This window comes from Edaphovirga cremea (assembly GCF_003332275.1).
GTDB lineage: Bacteria > Pseudomonadota > Gammaproteobacteria > Enterobacterales > Enterobacteriaceae > Edaphovirga > Edaphovirga cremea.
The window spans coordinates 49,368-69,383 of record NZ_QOVA01000011.1 but is presented as its reverse complement, the minus strand read 5'-3'; the positions used below and the strand labels follow the sequence as shown (position 1 = coordinate 69,383).

Genomic DNA, 20,016 nt, shown 5'->3' with positions numbered 1-20,016 from the left:
TATTTACGCTGGGATCATTGCGAGGCTGAAATTATAGACATACTTTCCAGCGTGGTGTAAACACGCGTTACGGAAATGATTGCCAGCGGCAGTTCAGGCGCGTCTGTAGTGTCATCATAGGTATCTGACAGGTCAATTACCTGATGCAACTCTCTATTTTGGTAGGGGCCAGTAAACCGCGGATTGGCTGTGACAAATAGGCTGAGCGTTGGCACCTTAAGGGCGACAGCCAAATGTAATGGACCCGTGTCTCCAGTCAACAGCACATCTAGGGAATCGATCACTCCAAGCAGCTGCGGTAAAGAAGTTTTCCCTACGTAGCTGGTTATCCGAGACAGAACGTCAGGTTCAATACCAACCATAAAGACGCTTTCCAGGCCACGATCTGCCTGTGAGCCGATAATCACCACCTCAATATTCTTATGTCGGGTAATGAGCAGTGTGGCCAATTCGGAGAAATAATCAACGGGCCAGCAACGTTCGCGGCTGGAGGCACCTATGTTGAACCCTATTCGTATATGCCCTGGTTGCCGGGGCACTTTTTCGAACCGGCAAGGAATTTCCATTTCCACATCGGTGGTATCCCCACCAATGAAACTCATCAGGTTCAGTTTACGCTGTATCAGATGTCCTGTGAAATTCAGTGAGCAGCTATGCACCCAGGAATCTATGCCCTTCGGCAACGTGAGATAATTGTCACGGAGGATATACTGACAACCAGCAAGCACCGCACTAATAATGTCGTAAGGCAAATGCGCATGTAAGATCACTGCCAGCTCAGGTTTTCTTTTTTTGATCTCGACAATGGCCTGGCGCATTTTTCTGAGTTTATTATCCCAAAAAATCACCTCATCAAAACAGGCGTAATCTTTAACCATCCCATGATTTATCGTACCGGCTATCAAGGTGATATGAGCATCAGGGTAACGCCTTCGTAGGGCTCGCATAGCTGGGGTATTAAACATAAAATCACCCAGCGCGGTCGTAGAGTATACCACGATGCGTTTGAACTCATGATCAGACTGTAGCGTCGATTTTGATTTGATTTTACCAAAAAGAAAATTGTAAACAGTTAAAAACCAATGGGCATACTTCAATTTTTTGATTTTCATAAAGTTACTCAGACATGTTCTTTTTCTGATGATACTCGGCCAGCGTCATGCTAGCCGTAGGCTGCTGCTGGACCGCAACCAGTGCGCCGATAGCGAACGTTGCTTGCCACACAGCCGATCGTAAACCTGTATGAATGTATTCAACCGGGCCGAATGATTGTACTGAATGCCCATCGGTACTTCCAGCGACGACGAGATATCCGGCTTGGCAATGTTTTGCGGCTCGGTAAATAAGACTACGATGGGTAGTGGCGATAGTCTGTATCGCCACTACTCTGCAGGATTGCCTGGTGAGAACTGCCAGTTTTGTCATGAATATTTAACCCGATATCAACATAATACATTATGTTACGCAGGCCGTTTCGCCTGAGCAAACGATTTTACTGGTTCTGTCGCGCTGATATGATAAGTATGCCGGAAATCCGGAATGGTCATTTTTTTGCATAGTCACTTGTTAGGTAACGGTGAACTCACTTTGGTGATGATTTTGCAGTGCCCTAGCTTTAAAACCTGGTTTTCTTCAAAACGAGGTTTTCCGTGCCAACATTGTGATACACCTCATGACAACAACAACGTAAGAGTCTCAATAATGTGACTGGGAATCAGATAATGTGTTTTGAAAAGGGGTATTTATTGCGCGTCGCTACAACTATCCGCATTTGGAAAAACACATCACTGGGCGTTATAAAGAAGTCTTATCGTTATTCTCGCTGGATACAGAAAACTATCAATACTCTCTGGCGATACCGCAAACCATTGAGGATGAAGTAAACGCATTTCTCGCGTCACTGGCGATTAAAAGACTGGTGGTCATTAATCCATTTACTGCCAATAAGTCCCGCGATCTTTCCATTGAACAGATTGATGGCATCGTCAAGGGAATCAAGAAGATTGATGAGAGTATCACCATTATTATTATTGGTACTCAGGCATCGCTGAAGGAGATCGCCATTTCGGGCGTAGAGAAAAGTCCGTTTACTACTTTTATGCATGCGGCAGCTTTGGTTAAAGATGCTGATTTGGTGATATCACCGGATACATCCTGGGTACATGTTGCCTGTGCATATCAACACCCCTTAATCGCACTGTATGGTAACAGTGAGATTTTGGGCGGTTTTGTTAACAATAAAGTCTGGGCACCTAACTACAGCCAGGCAACCCAGATTATTTCTCAGGACAGCGCCGTTTCATCCATTCCCGTTGAGCGCATTACGCAAGAGATTGAACGTAACCTCGCTCTATAAGGTGTTGCATGATTCTTTCAGCGGATATTGACGCCATATTATTATCTGCTGCTTTTTCAGATAACTGATTTTTCCCATAGCCCCCAATTAAGCCAGGGTCGGTCGGACCGTACAGGGTTATATTGGGGCGATCCAATGCTGCGGTCAGGTGACTTAGCCCGGTATCAACAGAGACAACGGCTTTGGCACCGGCCAGCACGCGGGCAACTTCTGATAAACTGAGTTTAGGCAGAACGTCCACATGGTGAAATCCTTCCGCCAGGCGCTGCGCGCGCTGATGCTCATGTTCAGCCCCCCAAGGTAACCTGACTTTGAAACCAGTGGGTTCGATGAGTGCGATCAGATCGCGCCAGTGCGATTCCGGCCAATGTTTACCATCGCGGGTGGTCGCGTGCAGAAATACCAGATACTGATTCGCATCTGCTGGCAGTTCGGTAAGAAATCGCTGAGCTATTGCATAGTCGCCATATGTCTGTGGTTTTTCATAACCCAGACTTGTGGCAAAAAGTTCGCGAATGCGCTCAACAGCGTGTTGCTGTTTATCAATTTCATGTCTCTGACTGTAGAACCAACTGGCAAAGGGTTCCCTGGCACTTTTGCAATCCAGGCCATGCTTTTCGCCCTTCGCTATGCGTGTAATCAGGGCGGCACTTTTCATCAGCCCCTGCGCATCAACCACAGCATCATAGCTACGTGACTGAACGATGCGCTTGAAATCACAACGTTGCTGGCGAGTATCCGAACCAAACCAATTCTTCCGCCAGCGGCGGATAGCCACAGGAATTACCCGATCAACCGCCGGGTGCCAGGCTGGAATTTGCGCAAACCCTTCTTCAACGGCCCAATCGAATTTAATACCCGGGATCGCATGCATTGCATCAGTTAAGGAAGGAAGGGTATGCAAAACATCCCCCATGGATGAGGTTTTCACGATCAGGACGTGCATTAACTCTCCTTGACGGTCGCAAGCAGTTGTTCCAGTTCGGCCAAAACGAGCTCAGGCTGAATATCTATCAGGCTTTGGTGGTAACCCTGATCGGCATCGCCTTTTCGCACTTTGTGGTAGCCGGTAATTAAACGGATCACTTTCGCCTGGTGAGAGAGTGGCGGAGTGAAATCCGGACTGCTTGGTCCATACAACGCGATCAGGGGCTTATTCAGGGCGGCAGCAACGTGCATTAGGCCTGAATCATTACTGACGATGGCCTGACAAGAGGCAATTAACACAACCGCCTGATCAAGAACGGTTTTCCCTGCCAGATTGAGACAATACTCTTTCGCCTCTTCAGAGAGTGCATGACGTATGTCTTCACCGGCCTCATGATCTTTCGCGGAACCGAACAAGACGACCTGATAGCCGCGCTCAATCAGTTTTCCGGCCAAAACAGCATAATGGTAGTGGGGCCAGCGCTTGGCGGGACCAAACTCAGCCCCTGGGCAAAAACCGACAATTGGGCGGTTATCGGTAAGATTAAATGCAGAAGTGATTTCTGCGATCTCCTCTTCTTCTACCTGCAATTGCGGCCATAACAGTGGTTGTGGCAGATCGTTCCAGCTATTCACCCGTTGTTTGTCGTACGCCAGGGCGACATAGCGCTGTACCATCAACGGAAATGCAGTTTTATCCAGAACGCGGGCGTCATTGAGCAGGCCATAACGCATTTCACCGCGCCACCCGGTGCGGTGGGGAATGCGGGCAAAGAAAGGAACCAGTGCCGATTTAAAGGAGTTTGGCAGGACATAGGCGCGATCGTAATGATTGCCACGCAACAAAATACCCAATCGGCGGCGCTCACCAAGAGCCAGAGCACCATGACCGAGGGGCATTGCCAATGCCTGATGGACTTCCGGCATTCTGTCCAGTAATGGACGGCACCACGCGGGTGCCATCACATCTATCTGCGCTGAGGGATGGACGGCTTTCAGGGTTCGGTAGAGACTTTGCGACATCATCATATCGCCAACCCAAGAAGGGCCGATGACCAGTATTTTCATACCGTTATCAATTCCTTACAGCGATTACTCAGGCGGAGCGATTAAGCCAGGCCATATATTCAGTTACGCCTTCAGCCACCGTCTTGAATGGCTTGTCATAACCTGTAGCGCGTAAATTCGTCAGATCGGCCTGAGTGAATGCCTGATAGCGGCCTTTCAATTTTTCCGGGAACGGAATGTATTCGACGCCACCGGTTTTGTGATAATCAACAACCGCATCGGCTATTGCCTGGAATGATTCAGCGCGGCCTGTACCGCAGTTGAAAATGCCCGACACACCGTTTTTCCAGAACCACAGATTCACTGCGGCGACATCGCCAACATAGATAAAGTCGCGTTTGAAGTTTTCACTGCCCGAGAATAATTTAGGGTTTTCGCCGTTATTGATCTGGTTGTTCAGGTGGAAAGCAACGCTGGCCATGCTGCCTTTATGCCCTTCGCGCGGGCCATAAACGTTGAAATAACGGAATCCGCACACTTGGGAATCCGCCTGCGGCAGAATTTCGCGAACATACTGATCGAACAGGAATTTGGAGTAGCCATACACGTTCAACGGTTGTTCAAATTCACGTTGTTCGATGAAGTTATCGGTGCGTCCGCCGTACGTTGCTGCCGAAGAGGCATACAGGAACGGGATAGCGCGATCCAGGCAAAAGTGCAGGACGTCTTTGGAGTATTGATAGTTGTTATCCATCATATACTTGCCATCCCACTCGGTTGTTGAGGAGCAGGCACCTTCATGGAAAATAGCGTCGATGTCACCGAGATCGTCGCCTGCCACAATGCTGGCAACGAAATCTTCTTTGTCCATATAGTCTGCAATATCAAGATCGACCAGATTGACGAACTTGGTGCCGTCTTTCAGGTTGTCCACCACTAAAATGTCCCGGTAACCTATATCATTCAGCGACTTAACGATATTGCTGCCAATAAATCCGGCTCCGCCAGTGACAATAATCATGGGGCTCACCCTTCTTCAAATTCCCGGTGAGGCACCATGCCCCACACTATATTGGGCGTTATAATAGCACTTCAGGCCAAGGCTGGCAGCGGGAAGCCTCTTAATATCTCGGTTTGCTGAATCTTTCATTGGCATCCCGTGATATATGCTGCAAAACATTAATTCTCTCTCGTGTTTTCTCGTCACCTGAGCAGTAAGTCAGTAAAATGTAGCGTGAATCTATCTATCCTGGAGATAACAGAATGTCGACGTCTTTCTATCAGCAGTTAGAAGACCAGCTTACGGCCACCCGTGCCGAAGGTTTATATAAAGACGAACGGGTGATCACGTCCGCCCAGCAGGCTGAAATCAAGGTGTCCGGTGGTAGCCCGGTGATCAATTTCTGCGCCAACAACTATCTTGGTCTGGCAAATCATCCAGAGCTGATCGCCGCTGCGAAAGAGGGTATGGACAGCCATGGTTTCGGTATGGCGTCGGTGCGTTTCATTTGCGGCACGCAAGATACACACAAAGTGCTGGAACAGCGCCTGGCACATTTCCTGGGTACGGAAGATGCGATTTTGTATTCATCTTGTTTCGATGCCAACGGCGGGCTGTTTGAAACGCTGATGGGGCCGGAAGATGCCATAATTTCAGATGCTCTCAATCATGCCTCGATCATTGATGGGGTCCGGCTGTGCAAGGCGAAACGTTATCGCTATGCGAATAATGATATGGCAGAGCTGGAGGCACAGCTCAAGCAGGCGAAGGCAGACGGAGCGCGCCACATCATGATTGCTACAGATGGCGTATTTTCTATGGACGGCGTTATCGCCAACCTGAAAGGCGTTTGTGACTTGGCCGATCAATTCGATGCGCTGGTGATGGTCGATGACTCCCACGCCGTTGGATTTGTTGGAGAAAATGGTCGCGGGACACACGAATATTGTGACGTGATGGATCGCGTTGACATCATTACCGGCACGCTGGGGAAAGCGTTGGGTGGTGCATCCGGTGGTTACACTGCCGCGCGTAAAGAGGTAATTGAATGGTTGCGCCAGCGCTCCCGTCCGTACCTTTTTTCAAACTCATTGGCTCCCGCGATTGTTGCGGCGTCAATCAAAGTGCTGGCGATGCTGGAACAAGGCGGTGAATTGCGTGAACGCTTGTGGGCGAATGCCCGTCAGTTCCGCGAAAAAATGACGGCGGCGGGATTCACGCTGGCGGGTGCCGATCACGCCATTATCCCGGTCATGCTGGGTGACGCCAAGCTTGCGCAGGATTTTGCCCGTGAACTTCAACAGGAAGGGATTTACGTCACCGGATTTTTCTTTCCGGTAGTGCCAAAGGGACAGGCCCGTATCCGAACCCAAATGTCCGCTGCCCATACGCCACAACAGATTGAGCAGGCGGTGGCGGCATTTATCCGTATTGGCAAGAAACTCGGCGTTATTGCGTAAGGGTCCCTATGAAAGCGTTATCAAAACTGAAAGCAGAAGAAGGTATCTGGATGATCGATGTCCCTCAGCCGGAGCTGGGGCATAACGACATTTTGATTAAAATCCGTAAAAGCTCCATTTGCGGAACTGATGTGCATATCTACAACTGGGATGAGTGGTCGCAAAAGACCATCCCGGTACCGATGGTCGTTGGCCATGAGTATGTTGGCGAAGTGGTCGCTATCGGACAGGAAGTCAAAGGCTTCAGTATTGGCGATCGTGTTTCTGGCGAAGGGCACATCACTTGTGGTCATTGCCGCAATTGCCGTGGGGGACGAACCCACCTGTGCCGCAATACCGTGGGTGTGGGGGTAAATCGTCCTGGCTCTTTTGCCGAGTATCTGGTTATCCCCGCGTTCAATGCATTCAAGATCCCTGACAATATTTCAGACGAACTGGCTGCAATATTTGATCCTTTCGGCAATGCCGTGCATACCGCGCTTTCATTCGACCTGGTGGGGGAGGATGTGCTGGTTTCGGGCGCTGGCCCGATTGGCATAATGGCGGCAGCCGTCTGCAAGCACGTTGGGGCGCGACATGTTGTTATCACAGACGTCAATGAATACCGCCTCGAACTGGCACGTAAAATGGGCGTCACCCGCGCAGTGAATGTTACGAAAGAAAATCTGACGGATGTGATGGCCGAACTGGAAATGACCGAGGGTTTTGATGTCGGTCTCGAAATGTCGGGGGCGCCAGCAGCATTCCGCTCATTGCTTAATGCCATGAACCATGGCGGACGTATTGCGTTGCTTGGCATACCCCCGTCTGATATGTCTATCGATTGGAATCAGGTGATCTTCAAGGGATTGTTCATTAAAGGTATTTATGGCCGTGAAATGTTCGAAACCTGGTACAAGATGGCGGCGTTGATTCAGTCTGGTCTGGATCTGTCACCGATTATCACCCACCGTTTTTCGATCGATCAATTCCAGGATGGCTTTGACGCCATGCGTTCAGGTAAATCCGGAAAAGTGATCCTGAGCTGGGATTAAGTTTTGACTCCCTCAGGCGATGCCGTGAGGGAGTGTCTTTAAACGTAAGATAATCTTATTTTGCTGGAGCTGATGGGGCCGGAATTGCTGGCGCGTCGGGTGTTTTTAACTCTGTGGCTGGCGGCAAATCAGCAGGCGCATTAAAGAGTTCGCTGTTACCCCACATTTCCCATTCATGCTTGATAAAGTTCGCCGCTGGTGAAGCAATGATGCTTTCGCCCAGAATTTTGAACATTTTGTCAGCGTAGACCGGCTCTTGCGGTTGTTTGATCTTGCACTGTTGAATCGCTTTAAACGGATTGCGTGGTTTGGCCGGTATTTGTGGTTTTACTGGTCTTTCTGGCTGTGTTGAAGGCAGCGATCCACTACGCTCAGGCTCATTCAGTAGTTGGCTTGGCCTTACGAGAACAATGTCAGAAGGCAGTGACGGCAGCATTTGTTGCAACACGCGGATCGTCGAAGGATGGGGATGGCCGATAGCGATAGCCGAGCCATTACGCCGGGCCAACTGCACGGCACGCGTAAATTGGCGGCGTATCTCGGCTTCGTTCTGACTGTCATCCAGGAAGACTTTGCGCTTAATCACCTTAACGTGGGTACCGCTCGCAGCACGGCTGGATTGGCTGTTGCCAATTGTCATGCTGTCGAGAAAGTAGAGATTGTAGGCATTAAGGGACGCCATCACTTTTTGCATTGCAGGCAGACTGGATGTCATGGCACTGCCCATATGGTTGTTCAACCCAACTGCATAAGGCACGTTATTCACCGCCTGACGGATGATGCGCTGAATTTCTTCGCTACTCATCGACGGTTGTAAGGTATCGCGTTCAAGCGGTTGTTTGCTTAGTGGCGCCATTGGCAGGTGGATAAGGATCTCACGCCCCTGGCTGTGGGCTTTTACTGCCATTTCACGCGCATGTGGCGCATTGGGCAGTATAGCGACAGAAACAGGCAGGGGCATTTGCAAGACCTGATTTTCATTGTGCAAACGGTAACCAAAGTCGTCAATGACAATGGACAGTTTGCCTGCATGGGCACTGACTGCCAGCAGCAAGGTTCCGCATGAGGCGGCTAATCGAAACATTTTATAGCGCAATACTATCTTCCCAACCACGGCTGTGGGTTAACCGCCTGTCCTTGCCGACGGATTTCAAAGTACAACGAAGGCTCTCCCTGACCTCCGCTGGTGCCAACCAGGGCAATCGGTTGACCCGCTTTAACCTGAGCACCGACACTAACCAGCGCGCTCTGATTGTAGCCATACAGACTCATATCACCCTTGCCATGTTCAACAACGACAACCAAACCATAGCCTTGCAACCAGTCGGCAAGCAACACCCGTCCATCGGCAATTGCTTTGACTTCACTGCCTTCACTGGCGGAAATCACCATACCTTTCCAGCGTAACTCGCCCTGCAAAGGTTCACCAAAACGATGAAGAACCCGACCGCGGGCAGGCCAAATCGCCTGACTTGAAGGGGGACCCAAGCCACCCGTTCGAGCCATCAGCGAACGTTCGCCTTCGGTAGGTTTGAAGCTGGAGCCAGATTTCTTGGCTTGCTGTTCACGTGCGCGAACTTTTTCTGCTTCCCGAGCCTCTTTTTCCGCGCGAGCACGGGCTTCACGCTCAGCCTTGGCAATCTGGTCGCGAAGACGAGTCTCATTCTGGCGTAGTTCGGTCAGACGCAACTGATCTTTTTCCAGAGAACTTTCAAGGGCGGTCAGCGTGTTTTTACGAGCCGCACGCGCCTGTTCGAGTTTTTGCTGTTGCATTTGTTGCTCACTCAGGAGGCTTTTCTGTTGTTCCTGCTTCGACACCAGAGTTTTGCGCTGAACCGCCAAATCAGTCCGTGTCTGCTGCAATTCGACGATGGTTTTTTTCCGTGATTCATTCAGATAACCAAAGTACGCAAGAATACGTTCACTACGCTGACTCTCCTCGCCGCTAAGAAGCAGTTCTATCCCCGTATGCTGCCCCTGTCGAAATGCGGCATCGAGTTGTTTGGCGAGAATGATTTGTTGCGCATTCTGTTGTTTCTGTAATTTCTGAATGGAAGCATTTAATTCGGAAATGTCTTTTCCCAAAGTCGACAACGTACCTTGGGTCTCGCGCAGTCCACGACTGGCCTGGGCAATGGTTTGCTCTTGTAGTTTCAATTGATCCAGCAAGGAACTGCGTTGCTGTTTTTGCTGTTGAACGCTTTTTTCTTTCTCGGCAATACTCTGCTGAATGGATTTGAGCTGTTGCTTATTGTCTTCCGCGTAGCTACTTAACGGCAGGCTGAATCCTACGCATAGCAGAGCACCTGCACACAACAATGCGAAGGGGTGTCGACCCGGTGAACAATAATGGGTGTTTTTCATTGCAATCCTGGTTTGCCGAGCAAAGGGTCTCTTACCCCATAATCGCTGGGTGAATTTCATTTCTATCAATTTGAAATAAAATGATTTGCTCAAGACCTGCATCCGCGGTTTTCTCTACATCCAACGTAATCCGTACTTATCTTTATCGTAGCATTAATCAACAAGCGGGTGCACAAACAAAGAAGTCTCCTTAACAACTGGCTACAAAAGAATTTAAATCGGTAAAAGTGTGAGAAATCAGAGAACAGAGGGTAATGCCCGTCTTTTTTGCGCGTGAAAGTAAGCCGCATTCGCAGTGAGAGGTGGAGAGTAAACGGGGACATATCTGTGAGGAAAAACCCTCACCGCCAGACAAAGGCTGACAGTGAGGGTTTAATCATTATTTCTTAATGAACAGTGGTTTACCTGTCATTTCTGGCGGTATTTCCATTCCCATCAATGACAGCATGGTCGGTGCGATGTCTGACAGTTTGCCACCGCCCACCACATCCGCATCGCCACCAACATAGATGAGCGGGACAGGCAGGCTGGTATGCGCGGTATGTGCCTGACCCGTGGCTGGATCACGCATTTGCTCGGCATTACCATGGTCAGCAGTAATCAGGAGCTGTGCGCCATTCGCCTTCGCCGCCGCAACAACCTGTTCAATGCAATGATCCAGCGTTTCAACAGCGGCCACCGCAGCATCGTACACGCCGGTATGGCCCACCATATCACCGTTAGGATAATTACAGATGATGGCGTCATATTTACCGCTGTTAATCGCACCTAACAGTTTCTCTGTCAGTTCAGCGGAACTCATTTCTGGTTGCAGGTCGTAGGTCGCAACTTTTGGCGAGTTAATCAGAATGCGGTCTTCACCCTTGAACGGCTCTTCAACACCGCCGTTATAGAAGAATGTGACATGAGCATATTTCTCTGTTTCAGAGATGCGCAATTGGGTTTTGTCATGCTTCATCAGCCATTCACCAAAGGTATTGGCCAGTGATGCAGGTGGATAGGCACAAGCAGCATTAATATCGGCGGCGTATTCGGTCAGCATGATGAAATCGCCGAAGTTAACCACTTTTTCACGCGTAAAGTTGCTGAAGTTTGCATCAGTAAACGTGCGGGTAATCTGACGGGCACGGTCTGCACGGAAGTTCATGAAGATCAACGCATCACCATCGTTCATTGCTGCATCAGCTTCACCGGCAGCACGGATAACGGTTGGTTTGACGAACTCGTCATTTTCATCGCGTGCATAGGCAGCTTGCAACCCTTCAACGGCGGTGGCAGCAGTAAATTCACCTTTTGCCTGAGTCAGCAGGTCATACGCCAGTTGCACACGATCCCAGCGATTATCACGATCCATCGCGAAATAACGGCCAATCACTGAGGCTATGCGGCCATGGCCCAATTGGGCGAATTTATCGGAGAATGTTTTTAACGAGGATTCTGCACTGCGTGGTGGTGTATCGCGACCATCCAGGAACGCATGCAGATAGATAGCCTTCGCGCCACGTTTGGCCGACAGTTCGACCATGGCCATAATGTGATCTTCGTGGCTGTGAACGCCGCCAGCGGAGAGCAGGCCCATAATGTGCACTGCTTTACCGGCTTTCACTGCATTGTCGACAGCAGAAACCAGCGTCGGGTTGACGAAGAAATCGCCATCCTTGATCTCTTTATCCAAACGGGTCAGATCCTGGTAGACAATGCGCCCTGCACCGAGGTTTACGTGACCGACTTCGGAGTTACCCATCTGACCGTCTGGCAGACCGACATCCAGCCCAGACGCGGCAATAAGCGTATGCGGACACGTTTTCCACAGAGAATCCATCACCGGTGTTTTTGCATTCAGAATGGCGTTATCCTGCTGCTCTTCGCGATAGCCATAGCCATCAAGAATGACCAGTACGGTTGGTTTTTTTTTGCTCGACATTGCAATAACCTCAATTAAAGACATCTAAGTATTGAATAGCCGCGAGCATTCCGCAATCCTGGCTGGCGCGGTGGGAAAATCCGCGGCTATTCCTACTCAAAGGCCTGCAGATTTTACACTAATGTCGGGGATGAATAGCCTCGGGAGATCAAAGTTGAGTGGATGATTGGGTTAACTTTTACTCACAGAGGCTGGTAATTTTTCGTGGTGTGCCGCAGTTTATGCATTCGCGATTGCATACTGGCTGTATTTGCTGCAACGCGCAGGTATACTCTGAAACCTTGAATTTGTCCCTTAACTGACGGGAGTCGTTACACCCCATGCAAGACATTATGCCATTCATTAGCTCGCACCCCGTACTCAGCCTGGCCTGGGTTGCGCTGCTGATTGCCGTGATTTTCACCACCTTCAAGAGCCGTTTTTCCAAGGTGAGAGAGATCACCCGTGGTGAAGCTACCCGCCTGATAAACAAAGAAGACGCCGTAGTGGTGGATGTTCGTCAGCGTGAAGATTTTCGCAGAGGTCACATCGCCAATTCGCTCAATTTGCTTGCCAGCGATATTAAAAACAACAACGTGGGTGAATTGTCCAAACATAAAGCACAGCCGGTTATTGTGGTGTGTGCCAATGGGACGTCAGCACGTGAGTCGGCAGAAAACCTGAGCAAAGCCGGGTTCGAAACGGTCTATACCTTGAAAGAAGGTATTGCAGGCTGGAGCAGTGAAAATCTGCCGCTGGCCCGCGGAAAGTAACGTTGTAAGACTGAGGGGGTTCCATAGCCAAGATCGAAATGTATACCAAGGCAACGTGTCCGTTTTGTCACAAAGCCAAGGCATTGCTGAAGAGCAAAGGTGCCACGTTTACCGAGATTGCGATTGATAGCCATCCTGAAAAGCGTGAAGAGATGATCGCGCGCAGCGGGCGAACAACGGTACCCCAGATTTTTATCGATGATCAGCACATTGGTGGCTGTGACGATTTACATGCACTTGACGCACGTAACGGGCTTGACTCATTACTTTAATAGCGGCATTTTTTCGCTGTTGGCCGCAAAGTGTCAATAAAGACATTTAACCAAAGGTATTTTCACATGTCAGAACAAAACGAAACAGAGATGGCTTTCCAGATTCAGCGCATTTATACCAAAGATATCTCCTTTGAAGCGCCGAATGCACCGCAGGTTTTCCAGCAGGAATGGCAACCAGAAGTTAAGCTTGATCTTGATACCGCATCAAGTCAGCTGGCTGATGACGTGTATGAGGTTGTACTGCGTGTTACCGTCACTGCAAGCCTGGGCGAAGAAACTGCGTTTCTGTGTGAAGTACAGCAGGGCGGTATTTTCAGCGTCGCCGGGATTGAAGGGACTCAGTTGGCACATTGCCTGGGTGCATACTGCCCGAACATTCTGTTCCCGTATGCGCGCGAATGCATCACCAGCCTGGTTTCACGTGGTACTTTCCCGCAGTTGAATCTGGCTCCCGTCAATTTTGACGCGCTGTTCATGAACTATCTGCAACAGCAGTCAGAAGGCGAAGGTGCTGCTCCACGTCAGGATGCCTGATGAACACCGTCAATGCTTCAATGACTGTAATCGGTGCCGGCTCGTACGGCACCGCATTAGCCATTACCCTTGCACGTAATGGTCACTCTGTTGTGCTCTGGGGGCATAATCCCAAGCATATCCAGGCGTTGCAAAATAGCCGATGCAACCAGGTTTTTCTTCCTGATGTCCCTTTCCCAGATACCCTGGTACTGGAAGCCGATCTCGGTAAGGCCCTGGCTGCAAGCCGTAATGTATTGGTCGTGGTGCCGAGCCATGTATTTGGCGATGTCTTGCGCCAGATTAAGCCGCATTTGCGAGCCGATGCCCGTATTGTTTGGGCAACGAAAGGTCTGGAAGCAGAAACCGGGCGTTTGTTGCAGGACGTTGCGCGTGAAGCACTGGGCGACACGATCCCACTTGCTGTGGTTTCTGGTCCCACGTTTGCCAAAGAGCTTGCGGCTGGATTACCAACAGCGATAGCGTTGGCGTCAACAGATGCTGTGTTTGCTGACGATCTGCAAAAACTATTGCACTGTGGCAAGAGTTTCCGCGTTTATAGTAATCCCGACTTTATCGGTGTTCAGCTTGGTGGTGCGGTTAAAAACGTCATCGCTATCGGCGCCGGTATGTCTGATGGCATCGGGTTTGGTGCGAATGCGCGTACCGCACTGATCACCCGCGGGTTGGCTGAAATGAGCCGGTTGGGTTCAGCCTTGGGTGCTGACCCATCGACATTCATGGGTATGGCAGGACTGGGCGACTTGGTGCTCACTTGTACAGATAATCAATCACGTAATCGCCGTTTTGGCATTATGCTCGGACAGGGTTTGGACGTGCAGGAAGCGCAGGACAAAATTGGTCAAGTGGTAGAAGGTTACCGCAATACCAAAGAGGTGCTGGCGCTGGCAAAACGGATGAACGTCGAAATGCCGATCACGGAACAGATCTATCAGGTATTGTATTGCAATAAGGATGCCCGCGAAGCTGCAATCAGTTTGTTGGGGCGTACAAGCAAAGACGAAAAAAGCAGTGCTTAACCTGTAAATTCTCAAGCCACTTTATCGTTAGATATCGATATGGTGGCTTATTTTCGTAAGGCTGAGAGGAAGAGTGATGTCTGCAGAAGAACTAGAGCAGGTCTGGAGTAACATTAAATCTGAAGCCCGGGCGTTGGCTGATTGTGAACCAATGCTAGCCAGTTTTTTTCACGCAACATTACTCAAACATGAAAATTTGGGTAGTGCGCTGAGTTATATCCTTGCGAATAAACTAGCGAACTCCATCATGCCAGCGATCGCTATTCGCGAGGTAGTTGAGGAAGCTTACCGTTCTGATGAACAAATGACGTTGTCAGCGGCGCGAGACATTCTTGCCGTACGGCTGCGCGACCCTGCAGTGGATAAATATTCCACACCGTTACTGTATCTGAAGGGTTTCCATGCCTTGCAGGCCTATCGCATCGGCCATTGGTTGTGGGCGCAGGATCGTCAGGCATTGGCGATCTACTTTCAAAATCAAATCTCGATGTCTTTTGGCGTGGATATTCATCCGGCGGCCAGAATCGGTTGCGGCATCATGCTTGATCACGCAACGGGCATCGTGATTGGTGAAACGGCAGTGGTAGAGAATGACGTTTCCATTCTCCAATCCGTCACCCTTGGCGGTACCGGCAAAACCAGTGGCGATCGTCATCCTAAAATTCGTGAAGGCGTGATGATCGGGGCGGGTGCAAAAATCCTCGGCAATATCGAAGTAGGGCGCGGTGCCAAAATTGGCGCCGGCTCTGTGGTATTGCAATCTGTACCGGCACACACCACGGCTGCGGGAGTACCGGCAAGAATTGTTGGTCGTCCGCGCACTGACAAACCGTCGCTGGATATGGATCAGAACTTCAGCGATCTCAGCTTCGAATACGGCGACGGCATTTAAGTAAGTTGATGTGGTTATTGAATGCCAGACAGAACCTCTCGGTCTGGCATCAATACTTAATCCTGAACCACTACTTATTCCCGTATCAAATATTTATTCCCGCACCAAAGCGCCTGCATAACCAAGCTGACGCCACGCCTCATAGACCACAACAGAAACGGCATTTGACAGGTTCATACTGCGACTGTCAGGTTGCATCGGAATACGTATCTTTTGCTCTGCGGGCAAGGCATTGAGAATTTCTGCGGGCAGGCCGCGTGTTTCCGGTCCAAAGAGCAGAAAATCCCCCACCTGATAACTCACTGCGCTGTGCGCGGGTGTGCCCTTTGTTGTTAAAGCAAAGAGGCGCTGAGGCTGTTCACTGGCAACAAAGGCCTGATAATCATGATGTCGCTTGATGTTGGCAAATTCGTGATAATCGAGACCCGCACGACGTAATCGCTTGTCATCCCAGGTAAAACCCAAAGGTTCAATGACGTGCAATTGAAAACCTGTATTTGCACACAGGCGAATAATGTTACCGGTATTTGGTGGGATTTCGGGTTCAAACAAAACTATATTTAGCATACGCCCCCCTGAACAGAGGGGCGTAGGATAGCAGAAACTTTATCGCAAGTGCAGCGGCAGCCAAATGATCAGGCGTAACCCGCCGAGTGGGCTGTCATCGGCCTTGACCCAGCCGCGATGCTGATCAACGGCAGTTTCAACGATAGCCAGACCGAGACCCGTCCCACCGGACTCTCTGTCGCGTGCTTCATCAGTTCTGTAGAATGGGCGGAATATCTGTTCGCGGTCTTCAGGAGAAACGCCTGGACCGTCATCGTCCACGGTGATGGTGATCCCTTCGTTATCGCAGGTAAATGCGACAGAGATGCGGTGGTGAGAATAGCGCAGGGCATTACGGACGATGTTTTCCAGCGCACTGTCCAGTGCCGATGGATTCCCGATCAGCGTCCATGGACCTGGCGGAGAAGTCACCTCCAGTTCTTTCCCCATCTGCTCCGCTTCAAACTGAGCATTATCAATCACATCAGACCACAACTCATTGGCCTTCAGAAGTTCACGAGCCAACTCGTTCTTGTGCTGACTGCGTGAGAGAACCAATAGATCGTTGATCATACTGTCTAATCGCTGTGCTTCGGTCTCAATGCGCGCCAGTTCTTTACCTTCACCGTGGCGGCGTCGCATGAGTGCGGTTGCCAGCTGCAAACGCGTCAGCGGCGTACGTAATTCATGTGAAATATCAGAAATAAGCCGCTGCTGGGCATTGACCATCCTTTCCAATGCGCTGACCATTTGGTTGAAGCTGGCTCCTGTCGCCAAAAACTCCTGTGGCCCAGCTTCCAGTTCAGGATGCTGTTTCAAATTACCCCGGGCGACGTCATCTGCTGCATTTTTCAGCTTACGTGCCGGTTTTGCCAGACTCCAGGCCAGCCAGAGCAGCAAGGGGGCGCTGATTAGCATTGTCACCACCAACAACAGCAGGGGCCGGTCAAACATCAGGTTGATGAAGTCTGACTGGGAACTGCTCGCGGGGCGAATCAGGTAGAGCTGGTAATTATCTTCGCCATCCCTGACGGAAAAAGGTCCCACCAGTTCGATGCGCCCATATTTTTTCTTTTGCGGATGATCGGCATTATCAGACTGCCCAATGAAATTTCGCACTATTTGCATTTCATTGCGCTGTGCGCCAATCACCCGCCCCTCGCTGGTAACCAGCAGTAATCGCTGGCCGGGCGGTGCCCATTTATCGATAGCGCGAAACAGCCTGCGCCACCACATCAGGTCGTTTGCCGGATCGCTTGCGAGTTCTGCCTCGACATGCTGTTCAAGCATCAGACCTTGACGTTGCTCGTTGTCGACCAGAGGGGTCAACTGTCGGGAGTCAAGCTTAGGCACCATCAACACCAACATCAGCACCAAGGCTAATGTGAACCAGAAAATGGCGAAGATACGCGCCGTCAAACTATTTATCATGTTGCAGAAACCATCAGATAACCACGCCCACGCAGTGTTTTAAACCACGGGTGACCATCTTTTCGTTCGGGTAATTTACGGCGTAGATTCGATATGTGCATATCGATGGCCCGATCAAACGGCGTCAGACGCTTACCCAGCACTTCCTGACTGAGATGCTCTCTGGAAACCACCTGGCCCAGATGCTGCGCCAGCAGATAAAGCAGGGTAAATTCGGTGCCGGTCAGATCCAATACCTGGCCTTCAAAACTGGCTTCCTGACGACCTGGATTAAGTTGCAGGCAATCCACTTCTACGGTTGGCGCACTATTGTCACTGTTTTGTTGCTGTTCACTCCAACTTGAGCGGCGGAGAATCGCGCGGATGCGCGCCACCAGTTCGCGATCGTTAAAGGGTTTAGGCAAATAGTCATCTGCCCCGAGTTCAAGCCCCAGAACGCGATCCAGCTCGCTTCCCCGCGCCGTCAGCATGATTACTGGCGTCTGGTGGTTCTGACGCAGTTCTTTGAGTGTATCAATGCCGTTTTTCTTGGGCATCATTACGTCCAGCAGTAATAAATCAATACTGCTGTCCAACAGTTCCAATGCCTGTTCGCCATCATGCGCAACTACAACATTGAAACCTTCCATGTCCAACAGTTCTTTCAAGAGCGAAGTGAGTTCGCGATCGTCGTCAACCAACAGGATTTTATTCATCATGTATTACCTCTAGACGCAAAATACGACATCAATAGTTGTCATTCCATGACTTTACGTAGTTTTACAAGCACTGACGCATGTTTGCAGCCGTCGAAGTACACTGCTTAACATGAAACGTACAGCGCGAAACAAAAGCAGGAGTGGAATGATGCATAAGGTAACCGGCTTAGTTATAGCCTCAATGCTGACACTCGGTTCCGGTGTCGTGTTGGCCGCTGAGACTAATACCGAATCCGACAATGCATGGCATCACGACGACCCTGCACTGAAAAGCGGTTACGTACAAAATGAATTAATGTTCGACGGTGTAAATCTTACCGAAGAACAGCGCCAGCAAATGCGTGATTTGATGCATCAGGCGCGAAGAGATTCTCCTCGTATCAATGTAGCTGAAATGGAAGCCATGCATAAGCTGGTAACCGCTGAGAATTTCGATGAAAGTGCCATCCGGGCCCAGGCTGAAAAGATGGCGCAGGAGCAGGTTAACCGCCAGGTAGAAATGGCGAAAGTACGCAATCAAATGTACAACCTGCTCACCGACGATCAAAAAGCAGTTTTGATCCAGAAACATGAACAGCGCATGCAGCAATTATTGAAGATGCAGTAGGCGCAGCAGCAAAATGCACAGCGAATGAACGAATTGCAACAAACTTCTGCCCAGAAGCCAAGTACCACGAGTAATGAGTAGTAGTGAGAGTAATACCCCTGTTTTTCCTTGCCATAGACACCATCCCTGTCTTCCCCCACCGTAAGGTGGGGTTTTTTTTGTCCCTTGTAATGTTGCTTTCTAAAGAACCTTTCCATTCACCACTTGCGAATGCAACTTCTTGCACGCTACCAAGTCTACTATTCACTCTGTGACTACCATCTACGAGCTTTGTCAAAACCCTCCGATTCATGACATTGACCCTGAGTGTATGGTATGAGCCATAAGTAAACTGCTGCATTCGTAATACTGCAGGTCACATCGAGGCATCAGTTCGCGTTGCATTAGAACCTGGACTCTATGAATAGCCGGCAACCGGAGAATGTCAAAACCAGTGATCATATATAATTGGGGTATGATTACATTAATAACCATATGTTGGTGGGATAGCATATGGTTTCATTATTTTTAATAAATCATGTCGTTCCAGATGCTATAACCGCCGGTGCCGGCAATATGATGTTGCCAAGTAATACTCTTATAACGAAGCGACAAGGTTTCTTGCGGTTGTGCGCCAGTATGTGTGATGTTGTGAGGATGCAGCGCAGCAAGTTCTGTGATCGTCGCACCGATTAGTTTTACTGAGTAATACAATTCTTGTGCGCCATCCTGACTTGTTCGGTAAAAGTAAAACTCAGCATCTAATAATTCATTCTCTGAGATGGCAACACCTAGCAGTGGAGATGATTTGTCTATAGGTTTTTTTATTACCACGGGGTTGTGATTGACGTGTTGCGCTCGGGTTATTGAGTGAGACAGGTTGTATATCAATATCTGGTCTTCATGATTGAGTTGTCCTTTATTCCCGATGGAGTCTATGTTTGAACAACCACTGGAAATTAGTCCCTGTTTCTGACCCTTTAACGTTAAGTAAATCAAATGTGCCATTAACCTCTCCTTATTAAATGCATTAGTTAAACTTATGTGTCTCGCAGTAATCTATCACATAGTCTGGACGTTTATTATATTTTATTGACTGCGCTCTGTACGAAACAAATCATTCAGACTGTATGAAATTGAATGGTACATTGCATGTTGATTTATCCTCGTAGTTCCAATGCTGGGTTTGTCTATAAAACATTGGATTCTA

General features: G+C 49.6%; 20 protein-coding genes. 9 read left to right on the top strand and 11 right to left on the bottom strand.

Annotated elements, in window-relative coordinates; translation table 11 throughout:
* Window positions 1-14 precede the first annotated feature (14 nt).
* Complete coding sequence (locus tag DRI82_RS15450; protein WP_114194803.1) at window positions 15-1,112, bottom strand: glycosyltransferase family 9 protein; 1,098 nt, start codon at window positions 1,110-1,112, stop codon at window positions 15-17.
* Between the two features lie 659 nt (window positions 1,113-1,771).
* On the opposite strand from DRI82_RS15450, the gene DRI82_RS15440 reads away from it, so the two are divergent.
* Window positions 1,772-2,356, top strand: coding sequence for a glycosyltransferase family 9 protein (locus DRI82_RS15440; RefSeq protein ID WP_114194801.1), 585 nt, complete (start codon window positions 1,772-1,774; stop codon window positions 2,354-2,356).
* On the opposite strand, the gene rfaC is transcribed toward DRI82_RS15440, so the two are convergent.
* The 3 genes from rfaC to rfaD are packed head-to-tail and all read right to left on the bottom strand — an operon-like array spanning window position 2,322 to window position 5,312.
* Window positions 2,322-3,302 (bottom strand): lipopolysaccharide heptosyltransferase RfaC, encoded by a 981-nt coding sequence (rfaC, locus tag DRI82_RS15435; RefSeq protein ID WP_114194800.1) that lies wholly within the window; start codon window positions 3,300-3,302, stop codon window positions 2,322-2,324. The two genes, DRI82_RS15440 and rfaC, sit on opposite strands and share 35 nt — an antisense overlap.
* Window positions 3,302-4,351, bottom strand: a complete 1,050-nt coding sequence (gene rfaF / locus DRI82_RS15430; protein WP_114194799.1) for an ADP-heptose--LPS heptosyltransferase RfaF — start codon at window positions 4,349-4,351, stop codon at window positions 3,302-3,304. Before rfaF ends, rfaC begins: the two co-directional genes overlap by 1 nt.
* Before the next feature lie 28 nt (window positions 4,352-4,379).
* Entirely contained in the window at window positions 4,380-5,312 is a 933-nt protein-coding gene (rfaD, locus tag DRI82_RS15425) for an ADP-glyceromanno-heptose 6-epimerase (RefSeq protein WP_114194798.1), read from the bottom strand.
* Window positions 5,313-5,554: 242 nt separating this feature from the next.
* On the opposite strand from rfaD, the gene DRI82_RS15420 reads away from it, so the two are divergent.
* Together DRI82_RS15420 and tdh are read left to right on the top strand one after the other, a co-directional pair.
* Window positions 5,555-6,751 carry a glycine C-acetyltransferase gene (locus DRI82_RS15420; RefSeq protein ID WP_114194797.1) on the top strand — a complete coding sequence of 399 codons (1,197 nt, stop codon included), beginning with the start codon at window positions 5,555-5,557 and terminating at the stop codon, window positions 6,749-6,751.
* A gap of 8 nt (window positions 6,752-6,759) precedes the next feature.
* A complete protein-coding gene (gene tdh / locus DRI82_RS15415; RefSeq protein ID WP_114194796.1) occupies window positions 6,760-7,785 on the top strand; it encodes an L-threonine 3-dehydrogenase in 1,026 nt (341 codons plus the stop codon).
* A gap of 55 nt (window positions 7,786-7,840) precedes the next feature.
* On the opposite strand, the gene DRI82_RS15410 is transcribed toward tdh, so the two are convergent.
* From DRI82_RS15410 to gpmM, 3 genes are all read right to left on the bottom strand, one after another.
* Window positions 7,841-8,869: a divergent polysaccharide deacetylase family protein gene (locus DRI82_RS15410; protein WP_114194866.1), complete on the bottom strand. Its 1,029-nt coding sequence runs from the start codon at window positions 8,867-8,869 to the stop codon at window positions 7,841-7,843.
* 14 nt (window positions 8,870-8,883) lie between these two features.
* Window positions 8,884-10,149, bottom strand: coding sequence for a murein hydrolase activator EnvC (gene envC / locus DRI82_RS15405; protein WP_114194795.1), 1,266 nt, complete (start codon window positions 10,147-10,149; stop codon window positions 8,884-8,886).
* 379 nt (window positions 10,150-10,528) lie between these two features.
* Window positions 10,529-12,073 carry a 2,3-bisphosphoglycerate-independent phosphoglycerate mutase gene (gene gpmM, locus DRI82_RS15400; protein ID WP_114194865.1) on the bottom strand — a complete coding sequence of 515 codons (1,545 nt, stop codon included), beginning with the start codon at window positions 12,071-12,073 and terminating at the stop codon, window positions 10,529-10,531.
* Window positions 12,074-12,393: 320 nt separating this feature from the next.
* Here gpmM and DRI82_RS15395 point away from each other — a divergent pair, with 320 nt between their 5' ends.
* From DRI82_RS15395 to cysE, 5 genes are all read left to right on the top strand, one after another.
* On the top strand, window positions 12,394-12,825 hold the full coding sequence (locus DRI82_RS15395; RefSeq protein ID WP_114194794.1) for a rhodanese-like domain-containing protein: 432 nt from the start codon (window positions 12,394-12,396) through the stop codon (window positions 12,823-12,825).
* Window positions 12,826-12,848: 23 nt separating this feature from the next.
* Complete coding sequence (gene grxC, locus DRI82_RS15390; RefSeq protein WP_114194793.1) at window positions 12,849-13,097, top strand: glutaredoxin 3; 249 nt, start codon at window positions 12,849-12,851, stop codon at window positions 13,095-13,097.
* 66 nt (window positions 13,098-13,163) lie between these two features.
* The gene (gene secB, locus DRI82_RS15385; protein ID WP_114194792.1) at window positions 13,164-13,634 is read left to right on the top strand and encodes a protein-export chaperone SecB; all 471 of its coding nucleotides are present in this window, start codon (window positions 13,164-13,166) and stop codon (window positions 13,632-13,634) included.
* Entirely contained in the window at window positions 13,634-14,653 is a 1,020-nt protein-coding gene (gene gpsA, locus DRI82_RS15380) for an NAD(P)H-dependent glycerol-3-phosphate dehydrogenase (RefSeq protein ID WP_114194791.1), read from the top strand. Before secB ends, gpsA begins: the two co-directional genes overlap by 1 nt.
* Window positions 14,654-14,729: 76 nt before the next feature.
* Window positions 14,730-15,545: a serine O-acetyltransferase gene (cysE, locus tag DRI82_RS15375; RefSeq protein WP_114194790.1), complete on the top strand. Its 816-nt coding sequence runs from the start codon at window positions 14,730-14,732 to the stop codon at window positions 15,543-15,545.
* 93 nt (window positions 15,546-15,638) lie between these two features.
* Here cysE and trmL read toward each other — a convergent pair whose 3' ends face one another.
* From trmL to cpxR, 3 genes are read right to left on the bottom strand one after another with little or no spacing between them, the layout of a single operon-like run.
* Entirely contained in the window at window positions 15,639-16,112 is a 474-nt protein-coding gene (gene trmL / locus DRI82_RS15370; RefSeq protein ID WP_114194789.1) for a tRNA (uridine(34)/cytosine(34)/5-carboxymethylaminomethyluridine(34)-2'-O)-methyltransferase TrmL, read from the bottom strand.
* 39 nt (window positions 16,113-16,151) lie between these two features.
* Window positions 16,152-17,522, bottom strand: coding sequence for an envelope stress sensor histidine kinase CpxA (gene cpxA / locus DRI82_RS15365; protein ID WP_114194788.1), 1,371 nt, complete (start codon window positions 17,520-17,522; stop codon window positions 16,152-16,154).
* On the bottom strand, window positions 17,519-18,217 hold the full coding sequence (gene cpxR, locus DRI82_RS15360; protein WP_114194864.1) for an envelope stress response regulator transcription factor CpxR: 699 nt from the start codon (window positions 18,215-18,217) through the stop codon (window positions 17,519-17,521). The genes cpxA and cpxR overlap by 4 nt, the downstream gene beginning before the upstream one ends.
* Window positions 18,218-18,368: 151 nt before the next feature.
* Here cpxR and cpxP point away from each other — a divergent pair, with 151 nt between their 5' ends.
* Window positions 18,369-18,827, top strand: coding sequence for a cell-envelope stress modulator CpxP (cpxP, locus tag DRI82_RS15355; RefSeq protein ID WP_114194787.1), 459 nt, complete (start codon window positions 18,369-18,371; stop codon window positions 18,825-18,827).
* A 507-nt stretch (window positions 18,828-19,334) separates the two neighbouring features.
* On the opposite strand, the gene DRI82_RS15350 is transcribed toward cpxP, so the two are convergent.
* A complete protein-coding gene (locus tag DRI82_RS15350) occupies window positions 19,335-19,814 on the bottom strand; it encodes an Hcp family type VI secretion system effector (RefSeq protein ID WP_114194786.1) in 480 nt (159 codons plus the stop codon).
* Window positions 19,815-20,016 lie beyond the last annotated feature (202 nt).